We start from the raw sequence: 24,989 nt of genomic DNA, 5'->3' as shown, positions 1-24,989 counted from the left end.
TATATTTTAAATTACACAATACTAAATAATTAATTTTAATTAAAAATTACAAATATATTTACTAAATTCATCAGGATGAGAAATAAATGGTGCATGCGCACTATCACGCATAATTATAGATGATGATTTTGGATACATATTATCTAATAATATAGATACTTTTCGTGGAACTAAACTATCTAAATACCCATAAATTCTCAAAAAAGGAACAGATATATTTTTTAACTCTTTTCTTAAATCTTCAGTACGTAAAGATTTTATACCAGCACTTAAATTTTCTACAGTTGGTATGGGTTGTTCAATAATTGCATTTTTTAATATATAAATATCTTTTTGAGAATTTAATGTTCCAAATGTTTGCAACATTAAAAAATGTTCAATTGTATGTTTATAATTCATTATTAATTGATTTTCAAAATTTGAAATTACTTCTTTAGAAATTCCAGGCCATCCATTTTTATCAGAAATAAAATAAGGCGAAGAAGCAACTGTTATCAATCCTTTAATATGTTTATAATGATCAATTGCAATACGACTAGCAACTAAGCCTCCAAATGACCAACCAAGCCAAATAGAATCTTTTGGAGCATTTTCCCAAATAATATTTGCTATAGATGATACATTCATAGGAGAAAAATTATAATTTACACCATAACCTGGTAAATCAATAAGATAAATACGAAACCTAGATGATATTTTTGGAATAATTGTATTCCAAACTTGTGAATTTAACCCCCATCCATGTAATAAAATAATATTTTGTTTCCCTTTTCCAATAATTCGCCAATATAAATTTGTCATAATTATCAATTTAAAATATCAAAATTTATAAAAAAATTTTAAAATATACTTAATTATTATTAAAATAAAAAACGTATATGCAATATTACATTATACTTTAAAATAAAATTAATTTCTTATATAAAATAGCTTTATTATTATATATAAAATATTTTATAAAAAAATACAATCAAAATCAATTAAATATTTACTATATAAAAAAATATAAATATTTTTTATATTAAATAATAAATTATATAAAATATTTTTTTAAAATAAATTTTCCAATTCATTAATAAAATCAAAAGAAGGATAATAAAAAAAAAGTCCGTTTTTAGAATTAATATTATCAATACCTCTTAAAAATAAATAATAAATACCACCAAAATGAACATTATAATTATAATTAATTAATTTTTGTTTTAAATAACGATGCAATACAAGAGAATATAACTGATATTGTAAATCATATCGATGATTAACTATTGTTTTTTTTATATATATAGATGAATAAAAAGAAGAATTTCCACCTATATAATTAGTTTTATAATCCAATAAATAAAATTTACCTTTTCAAAAAAATACTAAATCTATAAAACCTTTTAACATTCCATGTATCTTTTCAAAATTTAATTTACAACAACACTTAGAAATCTCATCATATTTATGAGTAATTTTATCTATATCTTTTGATTCTATTTTATTTTTAATAGATAAATAAAATCGCAATTCTTTTATATAATCTTTTTTATTTAAAACAGACAATGATAAACCATTATTATTTAATGAAACATTAGTAATAATATACAACCACTTTTGTAATTCAAAAACTAATTCATCATCAAAACCAAAATAATTTAATTCTTCAATTAACCATTTTAATGATATCTTTTTAGAAAAATTAATTTTTTCCATTATTTTATGTAAAAAAATTCCAGATATAATTCCTTTTGGAAAATTATAAGGTATTTTTATTGTTTTAAAATTTTGTAAAAAATTAATGTTTAATTTAGAATTTATATTTTTTTTTAATCTTGAATCAATAAAATCAATTTTTGATATAAAACCATATTTTTTTTTAAAATTATTTTTATTTAAATCTGAATAACTTATAACTTTTCAATTATCATAATAATTATAATTAAATATTTTTTTTGAAAAATTATTTTTATCATTTTTTATAATTAATTTTTTTTTAGGTTCAAATAAATCAATAAAACTAATATCTATATTTTTATTTTTAATATTTAATAATGAATTTTTTAAAAACTCAAAATTACCAACTTGTTTTTTTTGTATTAAATAACCTAAAGCAGATAAATGCAAATCTGTATTTTTATTATTTTTTTTGTTATTTTTAATTAATGGAGCAATACCTATACTACAATGATAAATTGAACGAGTTAATGCTACATATAATAAACGTAAATCTTCTGATAAACGTTCTTCATCAGCTAAAATATTAGTTTTTTCGCTTTTATATAAATCTAACTTTACAGTAAAATCTTTACGATCATAATAGAATCCATTTGATCTAAATAAAAAATTACTAGCAAACGGGATTAAAACTATTTTATATTCTAATCCTTTAGAATTATGAATAGTATTAATTTTAACTAAATTTTTATCATCTTCAACACAAATTTGTTCTGTATTTAATCGTTTATTTTGATCATAAATTTGTCTAGTTAACCATCGTATAAGTGAATGTTTATTTTCAAAATGAAATGATTCTTCTTGTAATAATTCAATAATATACATTATATTAGTTAATCGTCTATTATCATAAACATCAAATAAAAAATTTTGTACAATATTTCTTTTTATCATTAATGAATTAAACATATACATAAAACCATATTTATCCCAAATAATTGCATAATTATAAAATTCATTAACTATTTTTATTAAAAAATCTTTATTATTATTAAATTTTTCAATATCTTCAAAATTTAAATTTAAAATACTAGTTGCTAATGCATTACGCAATATATTATGCTTTTCTGGATTTATTATCGCTTTTAATAATATTAATAATTCTTTTGCTTCTTTAGTTGAAAAAACACTTTCTTGATTTGATTTAAATATTGAACAAACATTGAGTTCACTTAATGCATTATATATTAATAATGCTTCACGTTGAGTTCTAACTAACACTGTTATATCTGATCCGGAAATAAAAGTTTTTTTTTCTTTATTATCAAAAAAATAACTTGTCCCTTTAAAACCACCAATTAAATATTCAACAATTTGTGATGTACATTTTTTTATAACAGCTTGTTCATATTCAGCAACTGAAACAGATTTTACATCAAGATACCAAAAAGTAAGTGCTTTAACTTCTTTTCCATTATGTATTAATTTTTTATATATATTATTTTGTGAAAAATTTATAGGTTTAAATTGAATTTGTTCAAAAATAAATGGTGTATCACAACGAAAAAAGATATAATTAACAGCTTTAACCATATCTTTTGATGATCTATAATTAGTATCTAACGTATAACAATTACCTACTTGTTTTTTGACTTTAAAATATGTAAAAATATTTGCGCCTCTAAATGAATATATAGATTGCTTTGGATCACCAATAAAAATTAATATTGTATCGTTAAATCCCTTATATATTTTTTGAAAAATATAATATTGTTGTAAATCAGTATCTTGAAATTCATCAATCATAGCTACTGGGAAATTTTTATTAATTAATTTTGCTAATATTTTATTATTATTAACATTTAAAATTTTATATAAAACAGATATTAAATCATCAAAACCTATTTCAGATCTATTATATTTTTCATAATCAATATTTTTTTTTACTTGTTTTATTGCCATAGGTATTACTATATCTTTAATAGTAAACAACTCAAGAAATAATTTTTCTATTTGTTCAAAAACTATATGTTTAGGTCCATAATTACTTTTTGATTTTTTATCTAATTCGTTTTGAGAAAAACGTATAAGATCTTTATCTAAAAAATAATCTTCAGTTTTTTCTTTAGCCCATTTAGTTATTTTTTTTAACCAAAAAGGTAAAAACCTAGAACTATATATTCTTTTATTTATATTTGAATTAATAAAAACTTTTTCAAAATCACAAACATTTAAAATCCATATTTTTTTTATATTTTTAATAATAGAAATTAAACGATTATGTCTTTCTATTAAAGTTTCTTTATTTTTATACAAATTCAAAATTATTTTAAAATTATTTTTTAAAAAAGGATGTATTTCACGAAATAAATCATCAGGATTTTTCCAATTGGAAAATATAACTTTTGTTATCGAATAATTTAATTTATAAAAATTACAACGCCAAAAATCTTCAACAGCCTGTTTTTGAATTATTGATTCATTTTTAATTATAGAATTTTTAAATAAAAGACCAAATTCAAAAGCATTAGTTGTTAAAACTCGTTTACAAAAACTATGTATAGTATATATAGAAGCTTCATTTATTGAATATTCTGCTATTGATAATAAATTTATAGCCAAATTTATATTTTTTGTATTACGTAATTCATTAAATAAAATCATATATTCTTGTTTAGATTCAAAACCAATACCATTTCTTAAACAAACTAAATACATTTCACGTATTCGTTGACGAATACGTTTACGTAACTCATTTGTAGCAGCTTCAGTGAATGTAACAACTAAAATTTCTTTAACGCTAAATGGTTTTGATATTACGTTTTTTATACATAAACCCAATAAAAGACGTAAATAAAAAATTCCTATAGTATAAGTTTTACCAGTACCAGCTGATGCTTCTATTAATGATATTCCTTTTAAGGGAAAAGAAAAAATATCAAACATAAAATGTTCTTCTTTAATTTTAAATTATTTTTTATAGTTATAAAAAATAATTTTTTTTAAATAATTAAAATGTTATAAAAATGTATAATTAATTAATATATGTTACATTATCAAATAAATCATAAAAAACATATATCATATTATATTTAAATAAATATAAGTTATTTAATAAAAAATTATAAACAAATATTTTTATATATTATTAGATATATATAAAATAATTAATTATATTAATAAAATTAATAATACGAAATTATAATAAATATAAATATTAATAAAAATATTAAATTTAAATATTTTAACTAAAATTATTCAAAATATCGTAAATTTTTTTAATCAAATTAAATATTTATTTATACAAAAATTTATTTATTAGGCAAATAGTTTAATGGATTTACTGGTTTTCCTTTATAACGAATTTCAAAATGCAATCTAACAGAATTAGTATCAGTGCTTCCCATCATAGCTATTTTTTGTCCTTTTATAACATCTTGTTGATCTGATATCAATAATTTTTCATTATGAGCATATGCACTTAAATATTCACTATTATGTTTTATAATTATAAGTTCTCCATATCCACGTAATCCATTTCCAGCATAAACAATTTTTCCTGAAGCAGATGCTAAAACTGGTTGTCCACGTATTCCAGAAATATCTATCCCTCTATTTCCACCAGATGTATTAGAAAATTTTTCAATAATCTTACCATCAGTAGGCCATTGCCATTTAATAAATAAATTACTTGAATTAGCTATATCATTTGAATTTTCTTTTATAATTTTATTAGTTTTTTCTGTTTGAACTTGTAAAAGTGATTTTTTATTATTTATTGTATTATCATTAATAATATTATTATTCTTAGTATCTATAAATAAATTTGATGAATTTGATTCAATATCTTTTTTATTTAATTTTATTAATTTTTCAACCGATTTATTATTATTTTTTTGTGAACAATCAACATTTATTATTTGACCTACATTTATTCTATAAGGTGCTAAAATATTATTTTTATAAGCTAAATCATAAAAATCAGTACCAGTTATATAAGAAATATAAAATAATGTATCTCCATGTTTTACTTTGTAAAATTTTTTTTCATAACTACCTTTATTAATTTTTTTATAATCACGAGTAAATTTTACTTTTTTATTATTTAAAAATATTATTGATGAATATTGTATACTTTTAGACGAATTCTGATTTAAAAAAGGCATATTTATATTTAATAATAAATCTATATTATTTTTTTTAAAAACGTTTTTTTTAATCTCATTTTTTTTTTCATTTGCATTAAAAAATGAATTATCAAAATAATATTCAGTTGAACATCCATAAAAAAATAAACATAAAAAGATAAATATAAAATTAATCTTATTAATAGAATCAACAATTTTCATGCTGTTTCTCCAAAAAAAAAAAAAAAAAAAAAAAAAAAAAAAAAAAAAAAAAATAAAATAAAATTTTATTTATTTAAAAAAATAAATTTTATTAATAACATATATACTATAAAAATAAAATAATTATTAAAATAATTATTAAATATAAATTAATTCATGAAAAATTAATATGTTAACATTAATATATAATAACTAAAAATAAATAATAATATATTATTAAGAATAAATTAAAAATATATTTATTAATAAATATAATAATTTACATAATATATAAAAAAATAATTATATATAAATATATTACATATTAAAATTTATTTTATTAAATAATTTAATTATTTAATAATAAAATTATTTAATATTATTCTATAATATTTATTTTATTTGTAATTTTTTGATAAAATTAATTAATATATATAAAAAAAATAAAATCAAACTTTAATATATTATATATAATAAAAACATTTTTTTATTTTTTATAAAAAAATTATAAATTAATTATATTTAATATATAAAATATAATTAATTTAAAAATTAAAAATTAATAACATAATATTTTTTTAAAAATCAAAAAATATTTATATATTTTTTGATGTATTAAATATTTTATTTATTTGAAAAATATTAATTCTATTAAATAATGGTTTAAATTTATTAATTTTATGATTTAATAATGGAAAATTAATTTCATCCCATAATAATTCTATATTTAAAAATAATTCAATACGTTTATTTAAACCCGGTAAAACAGGTTTTAAATAAGTAGATAATACACGAAAAAAATTTATACCCATTGTACAAACATCTTGTAATTCTTGAACTTCTCCTTTTTCTTTTAAAATTTTCCAAGGAGATTTTTTATCAATATAATTATTAGAAATATCAGTTAAATTTATTATTTCACGAATTACTTTACTATAATTTCGACTGCTATAATATTCACCAATAATTTTTTCTTTATTAATAAAATCTTGATATAAAACTGGATCAATTAAATTAGAAGATAAAAAACCATTAAAATATTTTGAAATAAAATTAGCAGTTCGAGAAGCAAGATTAACGACTTTGTTTACTATATCACTATTTATACGATAAATAAATTCATTGAAATTAAGATCAATATCTTCAATATTTGAAGAAAGTTTTGTTGCAAAATAATAACGTAAACAATCAGGATCAAAATATTTTAAATAAAAACTAGCAGTAATAAACGTACCACGTGATTTAGACATTTTTTTACCATTAATAGTAAGATAACCATGAACAAATAATTTTGTTGGTTTGCGATAATCACTTCCATCTAATATTGATGGTAAAAATAAACTATGAAAATATACAATATCTTTACCAATAAAATGATAAATTCCTAACTTTGAATTTTTATTTCAAAATTCATCAAAATTTATATTCTTTTTATCACATAAATTTTTAAATGTAGACATGTAACCTATTGATGCATCAAACCAAACATAAAAAAATTTATCAATGGTATCAGGAATTTTAAAACCAAAATATGGAGCATCACGTGTAATATCCCATTCTTTCAAACCAGAATCAAACCATTCTTTTATTTTATTAACTACTTGTTTTTGAATAACACCAGAATTAATTCATAATAACAATATATTACTAAAAAAAGGTAAATCAAAGAAAAAATGTTCTGAATTTCGAATAATAGGAATTGAATTAGAAATAACAGAACGTAAATTAATAAGTTCAGTAGGATTATAAGTTATACCGCAAACTTCACAATTATCTCCATATTGATCCTTAGATTTACACTTTGGACAAGTTCCTTTTATAAAACGATCTGGTAAAAAAATATTTTTTTCTAAATCAAAAAATTGAGAAATTATACGCTTTTTAATAAATCCTTTTTTTTTTAATTTATTATAAATTAATTCTAAAAAAAATTTATTTTCTTCGCTGTGAGTTGAATAATAATTATCATAACTAATAAAAAAATTAGAAAAATCGTTTTGATGTTCATTATTAATAGTTATTATTATTTCTTCAGGATTACAATTTAATTTTCTAGCATTTATCATAATTGGTGTTCCATGAGCATCATCAGCGCATATAAAATAAACAATTTTATTACGCATTCGTTGATAACGAACCCAAATATCTGCTTGAATATGTTCGAGCATATGACCAAGATGTATTGGACCGTTAGCATATGGAAAAGCACATGTTACTAATAATTTATCAGGTATTTCGCACATTTTATTTAGCAAAACATTTTAAAACTAACTTAAAACGTTATAATTAATCAGACAATATATAAATTATATACAGAATTTTATTAAAAAGAAAACTTTATTTAATAAAATTTTGTATGTAATTTATATATTATTTTATTAATTATAACATTTATTATATGCAATATTTTTTTAAAAAATAAAAAATAAAATTATTTTTTTTAAAATATCAATATTATTAATAATAAAATTACTTATATTAAAAAATAATTTAATTATTAATTATATTGACAAAAATTAAATATTAAATATATAGTGATATGCTTATTTTTTTATTAACTTGTAAACATAATTTTATATATTATTATAAATAGTATTTATAATGTAAATAGGAATTAATATGCGTTTATGTGATAATGATATAATTAAATTAATGAATAAAAATAAATTAATATTTAATCCTAAACCACCTATTGAACGAATAAATGGGGTAACTGTTGATGTTTGTTTAGGAAATAAATTTAGAATTTTTTTAGGATATAAATCATCTTTTGTTGATTTAAGTAATACTGAAGATAAAATCAATGAATTACTGAATACAATTATGAGTGATGAAATCAATATAGATAAAAATAATTTTTTTTTTTTTACAACCAAATGAATTAGCTTTAGCTATTACATTAGAATCAGTAACTATTCCTAATAATTTAGTTGGATGGTTAGATGGAAGATCATCATTAGCTAGATTAGGTTTAATGGTACACGTTACATCACATCGCATAGATCCAGGTTGAAATGGACATATTGTTTTAGAATTTTATAATTCAGGTAAACTTACTTTAGCATTGCGTCCAGGAATGATTATTGGTGCTCTAAGTTTTGAAATATTATCTGGATATGCTATTCGCCCATATAACAAAAGAAAAAATGCTAAATATAAAAATCAAAATAAAATTTTAAAATAAAATTTATTTTTTTAAAATCAAAAAAAACCTCATTAAATAAAATAATTATATTTAATTTATTCTTTAATTTTAAAAACTATTTAAAAATACTTCATTAATAATCCAACAATTATTTCATACTAACATTTTTAATCTAATTCAATTAGTATAAATAAAAACAAGATCCTTTAATATCATAACACCATTTACTATTTAAATATTATTTTTTATTTTTTGAATATCATAACAAAAATCTTCTTTTTTATTACATACAAATAAATTTCCAGCAATTGTTTTTATAACATCAGTTAAAGTAACAATACCTTCAACTAAACCAAATTCATCCACTACAAAAGCAAAATGTGTTTGTGTATTTCTAAATTGTTCAATAGCTTTTAAAAGCGATATCCCTTCAGAAAAAATTAATGGTTTAGTAATTAAAGAACGTAAATTTAAACTTTTTCCGCTTAATTGTTGTTTAATTAAACATAACATATGAATAATACCAATTGGTTCATTATTTATAGTTTTATCAATAACAATTAAACGTGAATATGGTTTTTTATCAATAAATTTCAAAAGTTCACTAGTTGATTTATTAATATCTAAATAATCAATATTATATCGAGATGTCATTACACTACCTACATTACGATGAGTTAATCCTAATATACGTGATATCATTAACTTTTCTTGAAACTTAAAAATTGATTGATCGTTAATTAAATCAAATATATAATCATTTAATTCATAATTTTCATATTTAGTACTTAAAATACGTAATACCATCTCAGAAGTACACTTTTTTAAGTATCTAGAATTCATAAGTATCTTACGTCGACTAAATTGTATAAATTGATTTAAAGTTTCAGTCATTATAGAAAAACCAATTGCAACATATAAATATCCTTTCGGGATTTTATAACCTAAACCTTCAGCAACTAATGTAAAACCTATCATAAGTAAAAAACTAAGACATAAAACAATAATAATTTGATGATTATTAACAAAATCTGATAAAAATTTACTTGCCCATATCATTAATAACATAGAAATAATTAAAGAAGCAATCATAATACCAACATGATCAACTATTCCAACAGCAGTAATCAAAGAATCTATTGAAAAAACTGCATCAATAATAATAATTTGTATTACAACAGCCCAAAAATTTGATGTTTTTTTTTGTGTATTATTATAAAAATCTTTTCCTTCTAATCTATCATTAAGTTCAATTATAGCTTTCAATAACAAAAAAACCCCACCAATTAAAATAATTAAATCTCTAGCGCTAAATTTATGACCAAATAAAATAAAAATAGGTTTAGTAAGTGTAATTAACCATGATAAACTAAATAATAAAATAATCCTCATTATCAAAGCAGGAATAAGACCTGCAATACGAGCTTTTTCTCGTATTTTATACGGTAATCTATCAGATAGAATAGTAATAAAAACAATATTATCAATACCAAGAACAATTTCTAAAATAATAAGAGTAACAAATCCAACTAAAATTGAAGGATCTATAATTCATGCCATACAATTTAATTTAATCTCCTATATATATCATTTAATACTTTTAATAAAAAAATTAAAATTTTTTATTTATTATAAATATTAATAATTATATTATTAATATAATAAAAACAAAAAATTACATGTTTAATTATAAATAAATTTAAAATTTATAATATTTTTTAATAAAAATTTATATATTAAAAAAATATTTATTTTTAAAACAAAATAACTAATATTTATATTATATGTATTTTTTTTAAAAATTACATATAACTTAAAAAATTTTTATATATTTATTTTTATCAAAAAAATAAATTTATAATATATTCAACCACAATATATATAAAAACATCTTAACTAAGAAATAATATTTTTGTATAAAAATCAAAATCTAAAAAAATAATATAAAAACTAATTAAATTGATAAAACTAAATATTTCACATATATTAAATAATATCAATATTATTTAATATATAAAAATATAAAATATATTAAAAATAATTAAAAACAAATAAATATAATATAAATATATTTTTTATATTTACTTTATAAACTATTTTATTTAAATATTATTTAAATTGAAAATTAAATATAAAAAAAATGAATTATTTTTAATATATATTAAATAAAATGACACAAATAAAAATTGATAAATATTGAATGAAAAAAGCAATAAAACTTGCTTTAAAAGCAAAAAATTTAGGTGAAATACCTGTAGGTGCAATTTTAATAAAAAATAATCAATTAATTTCAACAGGATTAAATAGATCTATTATCGATCATAACCCTATAGCACACGCAGAAATGCTTGTTTTACAACAAGCAGGTAAAATTTTAAAAAATTATCGTTTAACAAATACTACTCTTTATGTTACATTAGAACCTTGTATAATGTGCATGAGCGCAATTATTCATAGTCGTATTAACAGATTAGTATATGGTACAAAAAACAATAAAACAAATTTTTATAATTCATTAATTAAATTTAAAAAATATATTAATATAGAAAATTGTAATATAAATATTGTAAGTGGGGTTTTAGAAAAAGATTGTACTTTAATATTAAAAACTTTTTTTAAAACATTAAGAAAAAAAAATATTAAAAACATAAAATAACATAATAAAAAAATTTTAACAATAAAATTACAAAAAAAATAAAAAGTATATTTTTTATTTTATAAAAATATATTTTTTTTAAAAAATTTATTTTTTAATTATATTTATATTTTGTAAAATATAAATATTTTAAATAAAAATTAATAGTGACAATAAAAATTAAAATTTTTTTATTAATGTTTTTAAAATTTAATTAAAAACATAAAAAGAGAAAATCATTATGCAAATTTTATATGGACCAAAAGCTTTATCAGATTTTCGTATTAATAATTTATTATCTATTTTTATAAAAAAAAATATTCATATAAAAAATATCTATACAAAATATATCTATTTTATTGATTTATTATCACCATTAACCTCTAATGAAAAAAACAAATTAAATGAATTATTAAAATATGATTTTAACTTAAAAAAACAAAAAATAATTGAAAAACTAATAATAGTTGTTCCTAGATTAGGAACTATTTCATCATGGTCATCAAAAGCAACAAATATTGCTTATAATTGCAATCTTTTAAAAATTAACCGTATTGAACGTGGTATAGCATATTATATAAAAGCAACATCATTATCATCTTCAGAATTAAATTATATAAAAATAATTTTACATAACAAAATGACAGAAAATATTTTTACTTCTTTTGAAGAAATAAAATTAATGTTCAAAAAACATAAACCACTACCAATGAAAACAATAAATGTTATTAATAATGGCCGTGTTGAATTAGAAAATATTAATAAAAAAATAAGATTAGGATATTCAGAAGATGAAATAACATATTTATTAAACGTTTTTTTAAAACTACAACGAAACCCAACAGATGTTGAATTATATTCTTTTGCTCAAATAAATTCAGAACACTGTCGTCATAAAATTTTCAATGCAAATTGGATTATTAATAAAAAAAAACAAACAAAATCATTGTTTGATATGATTAAAAATACATTTAAAAATACTCCTGATCATGTATTATCTGCATACAAAGATAATGCAGCAATAATAAAAGGTTACTTAGTTGATCGTTTTTTTCCAAAACAAAATAAAAGTTATTGTTATCATAAAATAAATACACATACTGTAATAAAAGTAGAAACTCATAATCACCCAACAGCAATTGCTCCTTGGCAAGGAGCTGCAACAGGTTCAGGCGGTGAAATTCGTGATGAAGGATCAACTGGTCGTGGAGCAAAACCAAAAGTAGGTTTTGTTGGTTTTTCAGTATCTAATTTACATATTCCAGATTTTAAACAACCTTGAGAAGAATTTTTTGGTAAACCAAAACATATTGCTAGTGCACTTGACATTTTAATAAATGGTTCTCTAGGAAGTGCAACATTTAATAATGAATTTGGACGTCCTACCTTATTAGGATATTTTCGTACATATGAAGAAAACGTCAATATTTATAATAAAAAAGAATTAAAAGGTTATCATAAACCAATAATGTTAGCTGGCGGTATAGGAAATATTTGTCATAAACATATAAAAAAAGAAAAAATACCTATAGGTACAAAAATAATCGTGATTGGCGGATCATCAATGAATATAGGAGTAGGAGGAGGAACAGCATCTTCATCTATATCAAGTGAATTAAATAAAGATTTAGATTTTAAATCTGTACAAAGAGAAAATGCTGAAATGGAAAGAAGATGCCAAGAAGTTATAAATAAATGCTGGCAATTAAACGAAAATAATCCAATTTTATTTATTCATGATGTTGGAGCAGGTGGTTTATCTAATGCAATCTTTGAATTAGTTAATGAATCTGGATATGGTGGTTATTTTGAATTACGAAAAATTCCTAATGATGAACCACAAATGACTCCATTAGAATTATGGTGTAATGAATCACAAGAACGATATATTTTAGCAATTAAACAAAAACAACTTACTTTATTTGAATCTATATGTTTACGTGAACGAACACCATTTTCAATAATAGGAAAAATAATAAAACAACCTAATTTTATTTTAAATGATTCATATTTTAAAAACAAACCAATTAACTTACCTGTAAAAACTTTTTTAAATAATACACCAAAAACACTTAAAAATGTAAAAACATTTAATAAAAATCTTCAAAAATTAAACAAAACAATTATAAATTTAGAAGATGCAATCAAACGAATTTTAAGATTTCCAGCTGTAGCTGAAAAAACATTTTTGATAACAATAGGTGATAGAAGTATAACAGGAATGGTTTCTCGTGATCAAATGGTAGGACCATGGCAAATACCAATTTCAAACTGTGCTGTAACAACTACTAGTTTTAATGATTATTATGGTGAATCAATATCAATTGGCGAAAAAGCTCCTATTTCATTAATAAATTTTAGCTCATCTGCAAACATGGCAGTAGGAGAAGCATTAACTAATTTATCCTGTTCATATGTGAAAGATTTAAAACATATTAAACTATCAGCAAATTGGATGGTTGCAACAAATCACAAAGGAGAAGATGCTGGGTTATATGAAGCTGTAAAATCTATTACTACATTATGTTCTAAATTAAATCTTGCAATTATAGTAGGAAAAGATTCACTGTCAATGAAAACATGTTGGAAAAAAAATAATAAAAAAAACATAATGACATCACCATTATCTGTTGTAATTAGCGCATTTGGTCGTGTAGAAGATGTACGATTAACTGTTACACCTGAATTAACAAAAAATTACAATAATATATTACTTTTAATTGATTTAGGAAAAAATAATAATGCTTTAGGTGGAACTGCATTAGCTCAAGTTTACAGACAACTTGGAGATAGATCAGCAGATATACGTGATGTTAATTTATTAATTAATTTTTTTAAAGTAATACAAAAATTAATTTTTAAACAAAAAATACTAGCATATCATGATCGTTCAGATGGAGGATTATTTGTTACATTAATAGAAATGGCATTTGCAGGTCATTGTGGAGTCAATATAAATATAAATTCATTAAATGACGATATATTATCAGTTTTATTTAATGAAGAACTTGGTGTTGTAATACAAATTCGCAATGAAGATAAAAAATATGTTGAAAAATGCATATTTAACGCAGGACTAAGTAATTACACTCATTATTTAGGTACTGCAACATATAATGATGAAATAATAATAAACAAAAATAATAAAATAATTTATAAAAATTCTCGTACCATATTAAGAAAATGGTGGGGTGAAACAACATGGCAAATACAACGTATACGAGATAACTGTATATGTGCAGATCAAGAATATAAATCAAAACAAGATAAACATGATCCAGGATTAAACGTTCATTTATTATTTAATATAGAAGAAAACATTGCAGCTCCTTTTATTTTATCAAAAATTCGTCCAAAAGTAGCAATATTACGAGAACAAGGTATTAATTCTCATACTGAAATGGCAGCAGCATTTTACAATGCAGGTTTTGATGCTGTCGATGTACATATGACTGATCTATTAAATGATAATATATTGCTCGATGATTTTAAAGTTCTTGTAGCTTGTGGTGGTTTTTCTTATGGAGATACATTAGGTGCAGGTAATGGATGGGCAAAAACAATTTTATTAAATAATAAAGTACGTGATAAATTTTCATCTTATTTTAATAAATCAGATACATTATCTTTAGGAGTTTGTAATGGATGTCAAATGATGTCTAATTTACGAGAGCTTATTCCTGGTACTAATTACTGGCCATATTTTACACGAAATAAATCAGAACGTTTTGAAGCAAGATTTAGTTTAGTAGAAATCCAAAAAAGCCCATCTATTTTTTTAAAAGATATGGAAGGATCACGTATACCGATTGTTGTTTCACATGCTGAAGGAAGAGTAGATATACATTCTATAGAACAATTACAACAACTAGAATTTCATAATCTTGTTACAATGCGTTTTGTAAATAATTATGGTAAAATCACTGAACAATACCCAGCTAACCCAAACGGATCAGTTAATGGAATTACATCAGTAACATCAATAGACGGACGATCAACAATTATGATGCCACATCCAGAACGAGTTTTTCGTACTATAAATAATTCTTGGCATCCAAAAAATTGGGGTGAACATAGTCCATGAATGCGTATTTTTCATAATGCTAGAAAACAAATAAATTAATCTTATATTGTTAATTAACTACAAATTAAAAAATTTTTTATAAAAAATAAACAATATATTATTAAATAAATATAAAATATAAAATTATATTTTATATTTTAATAACATAAAAATATGAATCGAACATTAAGTATATCAATAGCACAATTAAATTTATTAGTTGGCGATATCAAAGGAAATTCTGAACGTATTTTAAAAATTGTAAAAAAATATGATAAATATTCAGATATTATTATATTTTCAGAGTTATCATTAACTGGATACCCCCCAGAAGATCTAATATTTCGTTCAGACTTTAAAAAAGACTGCTTAATTCAATTAAAACGAATACAGAAAGCTAGTAAACATACTGCAATTATTTTAGGTCATCCATGGTATGAAAAAAATAAAATTTTTAATGCATTGTCATTTTTTTACAAGGAAAAATTAATTTCTAGATATTTTAAACAGTCATTACCAAATTATGGTGTTTTTGACGAATTGCGTTATTTTACATCAGTACATAAAAATTGTATAGTTAAATTTAAAAATTATCGTTTAGGATTATTAATTTGTGAAGATATTTGGAATAATAAAATTATTAATTCAATAAAAAATGCTGGAGCAGAGATGTTATTAACAATCAATGCATCTCCTTTTGAAATACATAAACAAAAAATTCGTAATAATTTATTATTTTATCATTGTAAAAAATTTAATATTCCAATTATATATCTCAATCAAGTTGGAGCACAAGATGAATTAATATTTGATGGTAACTCAATAATATTAGCAAATAAAGGAAAACAAATTTATCAGTTAAATGAATTTAAAGAACAAATAGCCACAGTTTATTTTAAAAATTTAACATTAATAAATAAAAATAAAAAAAATAAAAAAACATCATACATTGAACAAACTTACAAAGCTTTAGTTATGTCAACTTATGATTATATTAATAAAAATAATTTTAACGGAGCAATTTTAGGTTTATCAGGTGGAATAGATTCGAGTTTAACAGTTACAATTGCCGTAGATGCAATTGGAAAAGAACGAGTACAAGCTATAATGATGCCTTTTCGTTATACTAGAAAAATTAGCATTTTAAATGCAAAAATACAAGCTAAATTATTAGGAATTAAAATTAATATTATAAATATAAATTCAATATTTGATGAATTTATAAAATTAATAAAACCAATAATTAAAGATATAAAATATACTGTTGTAGAAGAAAATATACAAGCACGTTGTCGCGCAATTATATTAATGGCTATATCAAACAAATATAATAAATTAGTATTAACTACAAGCAACAAAAGTGAATCTGCTGTCGGTTATTCTACTTTATACGGTGATTTAGCAGGTGGTTTTAATATATTAAAAGATATATCAAAAACATTAGTTTTTAAATTAGCTAAATATCGTAACACAATATCTACAATTATACCAAAAAACATAATTAATAGAGCACCATCAGCAGAATTAGCTCCTAGACAATTAGATCAAGACACATTACCACCATATAGTGTTTTAGATAAAATATTAAAAGAATATATAGAAAACAACTTATCTAAAAATGAATTAATAAAACTTGGTTTTAACAAAAAAATAGTTTATAAAATTATAGATTTAATTGATAATAATGAATATAAACGACGTCAATCACCAATAGGTCCTAAAATTACCGTACGAAATTTTGGTAAAGATAGAAGATACCCAATTACTTCAGGTTTTAAGAACAAAATAATATAAAAAATATAAAAATAATTATCTTTTTAAAAACAATTTTTTTAAAAAACTAATTTTTAGTTAATAATTTTCGTTTATTTATAATTTTAAATTATTAATATTATATATAATTATATTATTTATTTTAAATTAAGGAATAATAGATGCTATATAACAAAGATAAAAATTTAAATTACGATTTAGAATTATGGAATATCATAAAAAATGAAGAACAACGTCAAGAAGAATGTATTGAATTAATTGCATCTGAAAACTATGCAAGCTTAGAAGTCATGAAAGCTCAAGGATCTAAATTAACAAACAAATATGCTGAAGGCTATCCAAATAATCGTTATTACAATGGATGTGAATATGTTGATTTAATTGAACAACTTGCTATAGATAGAGCCAAAAAATTATTTAATGCAGATTATGCAAATGTTCAACCTCATTCAGGATCACAAGCTAATGCTGCAGTTTATTTGGCATTATTAAAACCAGGTGATACAATATTAGGAATGAATTTAACATGTGGAGGACATTTAACACATGGTTCACCAATGAATTTTTCTGGTAAATTATATAATATAATTTCGTATGGTTTAAATGAAAATAATGAGATAGATTATAATGATATTTTTTATAAAACAAAAAAATATAAACCTAAAATGATTGTTAGTGGTTTTTCTTCGTATTCATGTATAATTAATTGGAAAAAAATGCGTGAAATTGCAGATAATGTAAATGCTTTTTTATTAGCAGATATAGCTCATGTAGCTGGTTTAGTTGTTACTGGTTTATATCCAAATCCTATTCAATATGCACATATTGTAACAACAACAACACATAAAACCTTATGTGGACCACGTGGAGGTATGATTTTAGCAAAAGGACAAGATAAAGAAATATATAAAAAAATCGATTCAGCAGTTTTTCCAGGAATACAAGGCGGACCTTTATTACATGTTATTGCAGCTAAAGCGATTTCTTTTAGAGAAGCAATTGAACCAAAATTTAAAAGTTATCAAATACAAGTTATTAATAATGCAAAAAATATGGTAAAAATTTTTCAACAACATTCTTATAAAATTATTTCAAATAAAACTGAAAATCATTTATTTTTAATAAATTTAATAAATAAAAAAATTACTGGTAAAGAAGCTGGAAATTTATTATGTAAAGCAAACATTATAGTTAATAAAAATTGTATACCAAATGATCAAAAAAATCCATATATTACTTCAGGTATACGTATAGGTACTCCAGCAATTACTCGTCGTGGCTTTAAAGAAAAAGAAACGACAGAATTAACTAAATTCATATGTGATATATTAGATAATCCTAATAATAAAAAAATTATTAATGATATAAAGGAAAAAGTAGCAGTATTGTGTAAAAAATATCCTGTATATAAAAATTAAAAATAAAATATTTTTTAATAAATATTTTATTAAAAATAAATATTATTCAACTGTTACAGATTTTGCAAGATTTCTAGGTTGATCAACATCTGTTCCTTTTAATAAAGCAACATGATATGATAATAATTGTAATGGAATTATATAAAAAATAGGTGATATACACTCTTCAATATATGGTAAATAAATAACTTTCATATTTTCACTTGAAACAAAGCCTGAATTTTTATCAGTAAAAATATATAATAACCCCCCTCGAGCCTTAACTTCTTCTATATTAGATTTTAGTTTTTCTAATAATTTATTACTAGGAGCAATAACTATTATTGGTATATTAGAATTTATTAAAGCTAATGGACCATGTTTTAATTCTCCAGCAGCATATGCTTCTGCGTGAATATATGAAACTTCTTTTAATTTTAAAGCTCCTTCAATAGCAACAGGAAATTGAACTCCTCTACCTAAAAACAAAGAATGTTCTTTATCTAAAAAATCTTCTGCTAATTTTTCAATTACTTTATCTTGTAATAACATCCAATCAATATAAGATGGTAATCTATAAAGTGCATTAATTATACGTTTTTCAATACATATTTTATTTCCTTTTAAACGTCCAATATAAGCAACTAACATTAATAATACAGTTAATTGTGTAGTAAATGCTTTTGTAGATGCAACACCAATTTCAATACCAGCTTTTGTTATTAACGAAAATCTAGATTCACGAACTAAAGAAGATTCTGAAACATTACATATTGTTAAAGAAGTTAAATATTTTAATGTATTAGACAAACGTAAAGCAGCTAATGTATCTGCGGTTTCACCAGATTGGGAAATAGTAATTATCAAACTATTTTTACGATATGCATGTTTACGATAACGATATTCAGAAGCAATTTCTACATTACAAGGAATATTAGAGAATGATTCAAACCAATAACTTGCTATCATTCCTGCATTATAAGAAGTGCCACATGCTACAATTTGTATATGTTCAACTTGATATAAAATTTGTATTGCTTTTATACCTAAATCTTCTGTAAAATCAATTAAACCATCTTTATTAAAACGTCCTTCAAAAGCTTTCTTTATAGCTATAGGTTGTTCATATATTTCTTTTTGCATATAATGTCTATAAATACCTTTGTTAAAAATATCAAAATTAATATTTGATTCTATATATTTTCGTGTTACAATTTCTCCATTTTTATCAAAAATTTGTACAGAACGACGAGTAACTTTTGCAATATCTCCATCTTTAAGATATATAAAACGTCTTGTTACAGGTAATAATGCTAATTGATCTGATGATAAAAAATTTTCACCAACACCTAAACCAATAACTAATGAATTACCAGAACAAACAGCAATTAACAATTCTGAAAATTTACTACTCATAATAACTGCACTATAAACACCGCGTAATTTATTAATTACACGTTGAATAACGATAATTAAATTATTACATTTTTTAAATTCATAATTAGTAAGATGAGCAATAACTTCTGTATCCGTGTCAGAATTGAAAATATATCCTAATTGTTTAAGTTCAGATTTTATTTCTAAATAATTTTCAATTATACCATTATGTACTATTGCTATATGATCTGATATATGAGGATGTGCATTGCGTTTACATGGAACGCCATGTGTAGCCCATCTTGTATGAGCTATTCCAGTCCCACCTGGAATATATTTTTCTTTTACTTTTTCTGCAAGTATTTGAACTTTTCCTACTTCACGTAATCTTTTTAAAGAACCATTATTATCAATAACTGCCATACCAGACGAATCATAACCACGATATTCTAAACGTCTAAGTCCTTCTATTAAGATTTCTGCAATATCACGTTGTGCAACTGCACCAATAATTCCACACATAATTTAAATTTTCCAAAATAACATCAATATTTTTAAATTAATTTTTAAAGTTTTATAAAAAACATAGATTACAATTTATCAATTACTAAATATTTTTATATAAAATTATTTTTTTTTAATTGGACGTCTCCAATTTTTTATATGTATTTGTTTTGTTCTACTTAAAATTAATTCTGGATTATTTACATCACAAACAACAGTTGTACCAGCACCAATTGTTGCTCCTTTTGAAATTGAAATTGGAGCAATTAATTGACTATCTGATCCAATAAATACATTATCACCTATTATAGTTTTATGTTTATTCACCCCATCAAAATTACAAGTTATTGTACCTGCTCCTATATTTACATTGTTACCAATTTGTGCATCTCCTATATAACTTAAATGTCCTATTTTTGAAGATAAACCAAGTGAAGAATTTTTTATTTCAACAAAATTCCCAATATATGATTTAGCAGCTAATTTAGTACCAGGACGTAACTGTGCAAAAGGACCTACAACACATTCTTCAGATAATTCAGAAGAATCTATTATTGTATATGGTTTTATTATTGTATTATCACCAATAATACAATTTTTTAAAATGCACCCGAGTTGAATATAAACATTATTTCCTAAAATAACATTACCTTCTATAATAACATTAATATCAATAGTAACATCTATTCCATGTGTTAATTTACCACGGATTTCTACTCGATTAGGATCAATTAACATAACCCCATTTAATAATAATTTTTCAGCTTGTTCTTTTTGATAAATACGTTCTAATATAGTAAGATCTAATTTGCTATTTACTCCGTAAGTTTCACTAATATTATTAGGATGAATAGTCATTATTTTATTACCTTCTCTATAAGATATATTTATTATATCAGTAAGATAATATTCTTTTTGAAAATTATTGTTGTTTATTTTTTTTAACCAACGTTTTAAATCTTTTCCATTAGCAACCATGATTCCTGTATTAACTTCTTTTATATTACAATATTCTTCTGTTATGTCTGATTGTTCTATTATACTAATAACATTATTGTTTTTTCTAATAATTCTACCATAACCAGTAGGATTATCTAATATAACAGTTAATAAACCTATACCACCATTAGGTTTTATTTTAATCAAACGCTCTAAAATTTCTTTTGTAATTAAAGGAACATCACCATATAATATGATTATATCTTCATCATCTTGAAAATTTTGAGCAACTTGTTGCATAGCATGCCCTGTTCCAAGTTGTTTTTTTTGTAAAATCCAATTTAAAGTTTCATTTTTTAATTTTTTCTTAAAAAAATCTCCATTAAGTCCATGTACTAAATAAATTTTTGATGTAACTATAGATTTAGCAGTTTCAATAACATATTGAATGATTGGTTTTCCAGCTAAAAAATGAAATACTTTTGGTATTTTTGAACGCATTCTTATACCGATACCTGCGGCTAAAATAACAACGCTTTTTTTTTGTGAAATCATATTTTTTAAAATGAACTAAATTATTATAGTTTTAAATTAATGTTAAATTATTAAAAATTGATTATTTATTTTTTTTAAAAAAATATTTTAAAAAATAAATAATTTAAAATTTTTTATATTTTTAAATTTAACTAAAAGTTAATATAATATATAAAATTTATATAAAATTAAATATTTTTGTTAATAATTTTGTTAATTTATATTTAATTATATAAATATTTTTAATTTATTTTATATAAAATATTATATAAAAAAATACTAATATTTAAGATTTACATTTTGTATATTAGCAAATAAATTAAAACTATGTGATTAATTAAATAATTATATAAAATTTTATAAATAACAAATATATATTTATAATTATTTAAATTATTAAAAAATTAATATTTATAGAATAAATATTAATTTTTAAAAAAAATAATATACTAATATAATTAACATATCTCTTATAAAAATATGTTTTTTTAAAAATATTTTTTTAAAAAAATAATACAAGTTATATAAAGTATTTATGTTATTTTTTAAATTAATTAAAAATTAATTTATTGATTTAAATAAAATATTTTATTTTTTTTTAACCATATTAATAAAATTGAAATTGCTGCTGCAGTAATACCAGGTATACGCGAAGCTTGACCTATTGATATTGGTTTATGATCATTTAATTTTGTAACTACTTCATTTGATAAACCTTTAATTATTTTATAATCAATATTAATAGGTAAAAATATATTTTCATTATTTTTATTTTTTTCAATTTCAATTTTTTGTCGAAGAATATAACCTTCATATTTTATTTGAATCTCAATTTGTTGAGCTATTTGAAAATTTTTAATTTTTGATTCAAAACATTTTAAAGTTGTTAAAAGTTGATAATTTATTTCAGGACGTCGCAGTAAATCTTTTGCATTTGTTTTTTTAGATAATTTTATATTTAAAATTTTATTAATTTTATTTAAATCGTCTATATTTTTAGGTATAATAGTATTTTTTAGACGTTTACATTCTTTTTCAATCAATTCAATTTTACGATTAAAACGTTTCCAACGTAAATCATCAATTAATCCAAGTTGATATGCTTTTTCTGATAAACGTATATCAGCATTATCTTCTCTTAACATTAACCTATATTCAGCACGAGAAGTAAACATACGATATGGTTCTTTAGTTCCAATCGTACAAAGATCATCTACTAAAACTCCTATATATGCTTGATCTCTAGTTGGAAACCAACTTTTTAAATTTTTTACATATTGAGCAGAATTAATCCCTGCTAATAAACCCTGAGCTCCTGCTTCTTCATAACCAGTTGTACCATTAATTTGTCCAGCTAAAAAAAGACCTTTTATAAATTTATTTTCAAGAGTTTGTTTTAAATCACATGGATTAAAAAAATCATATTCTACTGCATATCCAGGACGAGTAATTTTTGCATTTTCCATACCTTTTATAGATTGAACAATTTGAAATTGTATATTTAAAGGTAAACTTGTTGAAATCCCATTTGGATAAATTTCATTGTTTATTAAACCTTCAGGTTCTAAAAAAATTTGATGAGATTTTTTATTAGAAAATCGTATTATTTTATCTTCAATTGATGGACAATAACGAGGTCCTATTCCTTCGATGATACCAGTATACACTGGACTATATTTAATATTTTTTATAATTATTTCATGTGTTTTTTCATTTGTATTTGTAATAAAACATGGTAATTGTTGTAAGTGTTTATTTTTAAAATTTAAAAACGAAAAAAAAGGTATAGGGTTATCACCAAATTGTTTTGTTAATTTATGAAAATCAATAGTTTTTATATCAATTCTTGGTGGCGTACCTGTTTTAAATCTATTAACACGTAAAGGTAATTTTTTTAAATTACGTGATAAAGAATTTAATAATACATCATTTATTCTAGCCCCTTTATAAGTTTTCAAACCAATATAAATTAAACCATTAAGATATGTTCCTACAGTTAGGATAATTGATTTACATTTAAATTTTATTCCAATTTTAGTTTTTACTCCTACTATAGAATCATTTTTAATAATTAAATCATCAACAATTTGTTGAAAAATTGTTAAATTAGATTGTTTTGCTAATAGTTCTCTAATAGATTGTTTATATATAAAACGATCTATTTGCACACGAGTTGATCTAACAGCATAACCTTTACTTGAATTTAATGTTCTAAATTGTATTCCGGATTTATCTGCTGCTATCCCCATTAATCCACCAAGAGCGTCAATTTCTTTAACTAAATGTCCTTTACCAATACCACCAATTGCTGGATTACAAGGCATATGTCCTATTGTATCTATATTATTAGTTAATAATAAAGTTTTACATCCAATTCTTGCTGCAGCTGCTGATGCTTCTATCCCAGCATGCCCGCCGCCTACTACTATGACATCGAAGTATTGATAATGAAACATATCTAACCTTTAAAAATTAAATTTATGTTTTTATTATATATATTAATAATATTAATTAATATTTATTTATATTATTTTTATTATTTGTATTTTTTTTGTGGATAAGTAAATCTTAATGATAAATATCATAATTATATAGTTAATTATATATTGTTAATTATTAGTTATATAATTGAGTATAA

The 24,989-nt window shown here is 21.3% G+C and carries 11 protein-coding genes and 2 pseudogenes; 5 read left to right on the top strand and 8 right to left on the bottom strand.

Annotated elements, in window-relative coordinates:
• Nucleotides 1-39 precede the first annotated feature (39 nt).
• The 4 genes and pseudogenes from bioH to metG all read right to left on the bottom strand — a co-directional run.
• Nucleotides 40-801, bottom strand: a complete 762-nt coding sequence (bioH, locus tag AAGD61_RS00065; protein WP_341765015.1) for a pimeloyl-ACP methyl ester esterase BioH — start codon at nt 799-801, stop codon at nt 40-42.
• Nucleotides 802-1,050: 249 nt separating this feature from the next.
• On the bottom strand, nt 1,051-4,602 hold the full coding sequence (gene recB, locus AAGD61_RS00060; protein ID WP_341765014.1) for an exodeoxyribonuclease V subunit beta: 3,552 nt from the start codon (nt 4,600-4,602) through the stop codon (nt 1,051-1,053).
• 365 nt (nt 4,603-4,967) lie between these two features.
• Nucleotides 4,968-6,005, bottom strand: a complete 1,038-nt coding sequence (gene nlpD / locus AAGD61_RS00055) for a murein hydrolase activator NlpD (RefSeq protein WP_341765013.1) — start codon at nt 6,003-6,005, stop codon at nt 4,968-4,970.
• Nucleotides 6,006-6,589: 584 nt separating this feature from the next.
• Nucleotides 6,590-8,227 (bottom strand): annotated as a pseudogene (metG, locus tag AAGD61_RS00050) (methionine--tRNA ligase); the annotation flags it as partial.
• Between the two features lie 376 nt (nt 8,228-8,603).
• Between metG and dcd the strand changes: the two are divergent.
• Nucleotides 8,604-9,168, top strand: a pseudogene (gene dcd, locus AAGD61_RS00045) (dCTP deaminase).
• Between the two features lie 192 nt (nt 9,169-9,360).
• Here the strand turns inward: dcd and AAGD61_RS00040 are convergent.
• Complete coding sequence (locus AAGD61_RS00040) at nt 9,361-10,689, bottom strand: TerC family protein (RefSeq protein ID WP_341765012.1); 1,329 nt, start codon at nt 10,687-10,689, stop codon at nt 9,361-9,363.
• Between the two features lie 610 nt (nt 10,690-11,299).
• Here AAGD61_RS00040 and tadA point away from each other — a divergent pair.
• From tadA to glyA, 4 genes are all read left to right on the top strand, one after another.
• Nucleotides 11,300-11,785 carry a tRNA adenosine(34) deaminase TadA gene (gene tadA, locus AAGD61_RS00035; protein ID WP_431307846.1) on the top strand — a complete coding sequence of 162 codons (486 nt, stop codon included), beginning with the start codon at nt 11,300-11,302 and terminating at the stop codon, nt 11,783-11,785.
• A 220-nt stretch (nt 11,786-12,005) separates the two neighbouring features.
• A complete protein-coding gene (gene purL, locus AAGD61_RS00030) occupies nt 12,006-15,887 on the top strand; it encodes a phosphoribosylformylglycinamidine synthase (RefSeq protein ID WP_341765010.1) in 3,882 nt (1,293 codons plus the stop codon).
• 114 nt (nt 15,888-16,001) lie between these two features.
• Nucleotides 16,002-17,621, top strand: coding sequence for an NAD+ synthase (locus tag AAGD61_RS00025; RefSeq protein WP_341765009.1), 1,620 nt, complete (start codon nt 16,002-16,004; stop codon nt 17,619-17,621).
• Nucleotides 17,622-17,761: 140 nt separating this feature from the next.
• Nucleotides 17,762-19,018, top strand: a complete 1,257-nt coding sequence (glyA, locus tag AAGD61_RS00020; protein ID WP_341765008.1) for a serine hydroxymethyltransferase — start codon at nt 17,762-17,764, stop codon at nt 19,016-19,018.
• Nucleotides 19,019-19,060: 42 nt separating this feature from the next.
• On the opposite strand, the gene glmS is transcribed toward glyA, so the two are convergent.
• From glmS to mnmG, 3 genes are all read right to left on the bottom strand, one after another.
• Nucleotides 19,061-20,896, bottom strand: a complete 1,836-nt coding sequence (glmS, locus tag AAGD61_RS00015) for a glutamine--fructose-6-phosphate transaminase (isomerizing) (RefSeq protein ID WP_341765007.1) — start codon at nt 20,894-20,896, stop codon at nt 19,061-19,063.
• A 105-nt stretch (nt 20,897-21,001) separates the two neighbouring features.
• Nucleotides 21,002-22,372 (bottom strand): bifunctional UDP-N-acetylglucosamine diphosphorylase/glucosamine-1-phosphate N-acetyltransferase GlmU, encoded by a 1,371-nt coding sequence (glmU, locus tag AAGD61_RS00010; protein ID WP_341765006.1) that lies wholly within the window; start codon nt 22,370-22,372, stop codon nt 21,002-21,004.
• Nucleotides 22,373-22,917: 545 nt separating this feature from the next.
• Complete coding sequence (gene mnmG / locus AAGD61_RS00005; protein ID WP_341765005.1) at nt 22,918-24,807, bottom strand: tRNA uridine-5-carboxymethylaminomethyl(34) synthesis enzyme MnmG; 1,890 nt, start codon at nt 24,805-24,807, stop codon at nt 22,918-22,920.
• Nucleotides 24,808-24,989: the final 182 nt, after the last annotated feature.

This window comes from Candidatus Providencia siddallii, assembly GCF_964026685.1.
In the GTDB taxonomy this organism is placed as follows: Bacteria; Pseudomonadota; Gammaproteobacteria; order Enterobacterales; family Enterobacteriaceae; genus Providencia_A; species Providencia_A siddallii_A.
The sequence above is the reverse complement of the archived record's forward strand: the minus strand, read 5'-3'. Positions and strand labels throughout refer to the sequence as shown.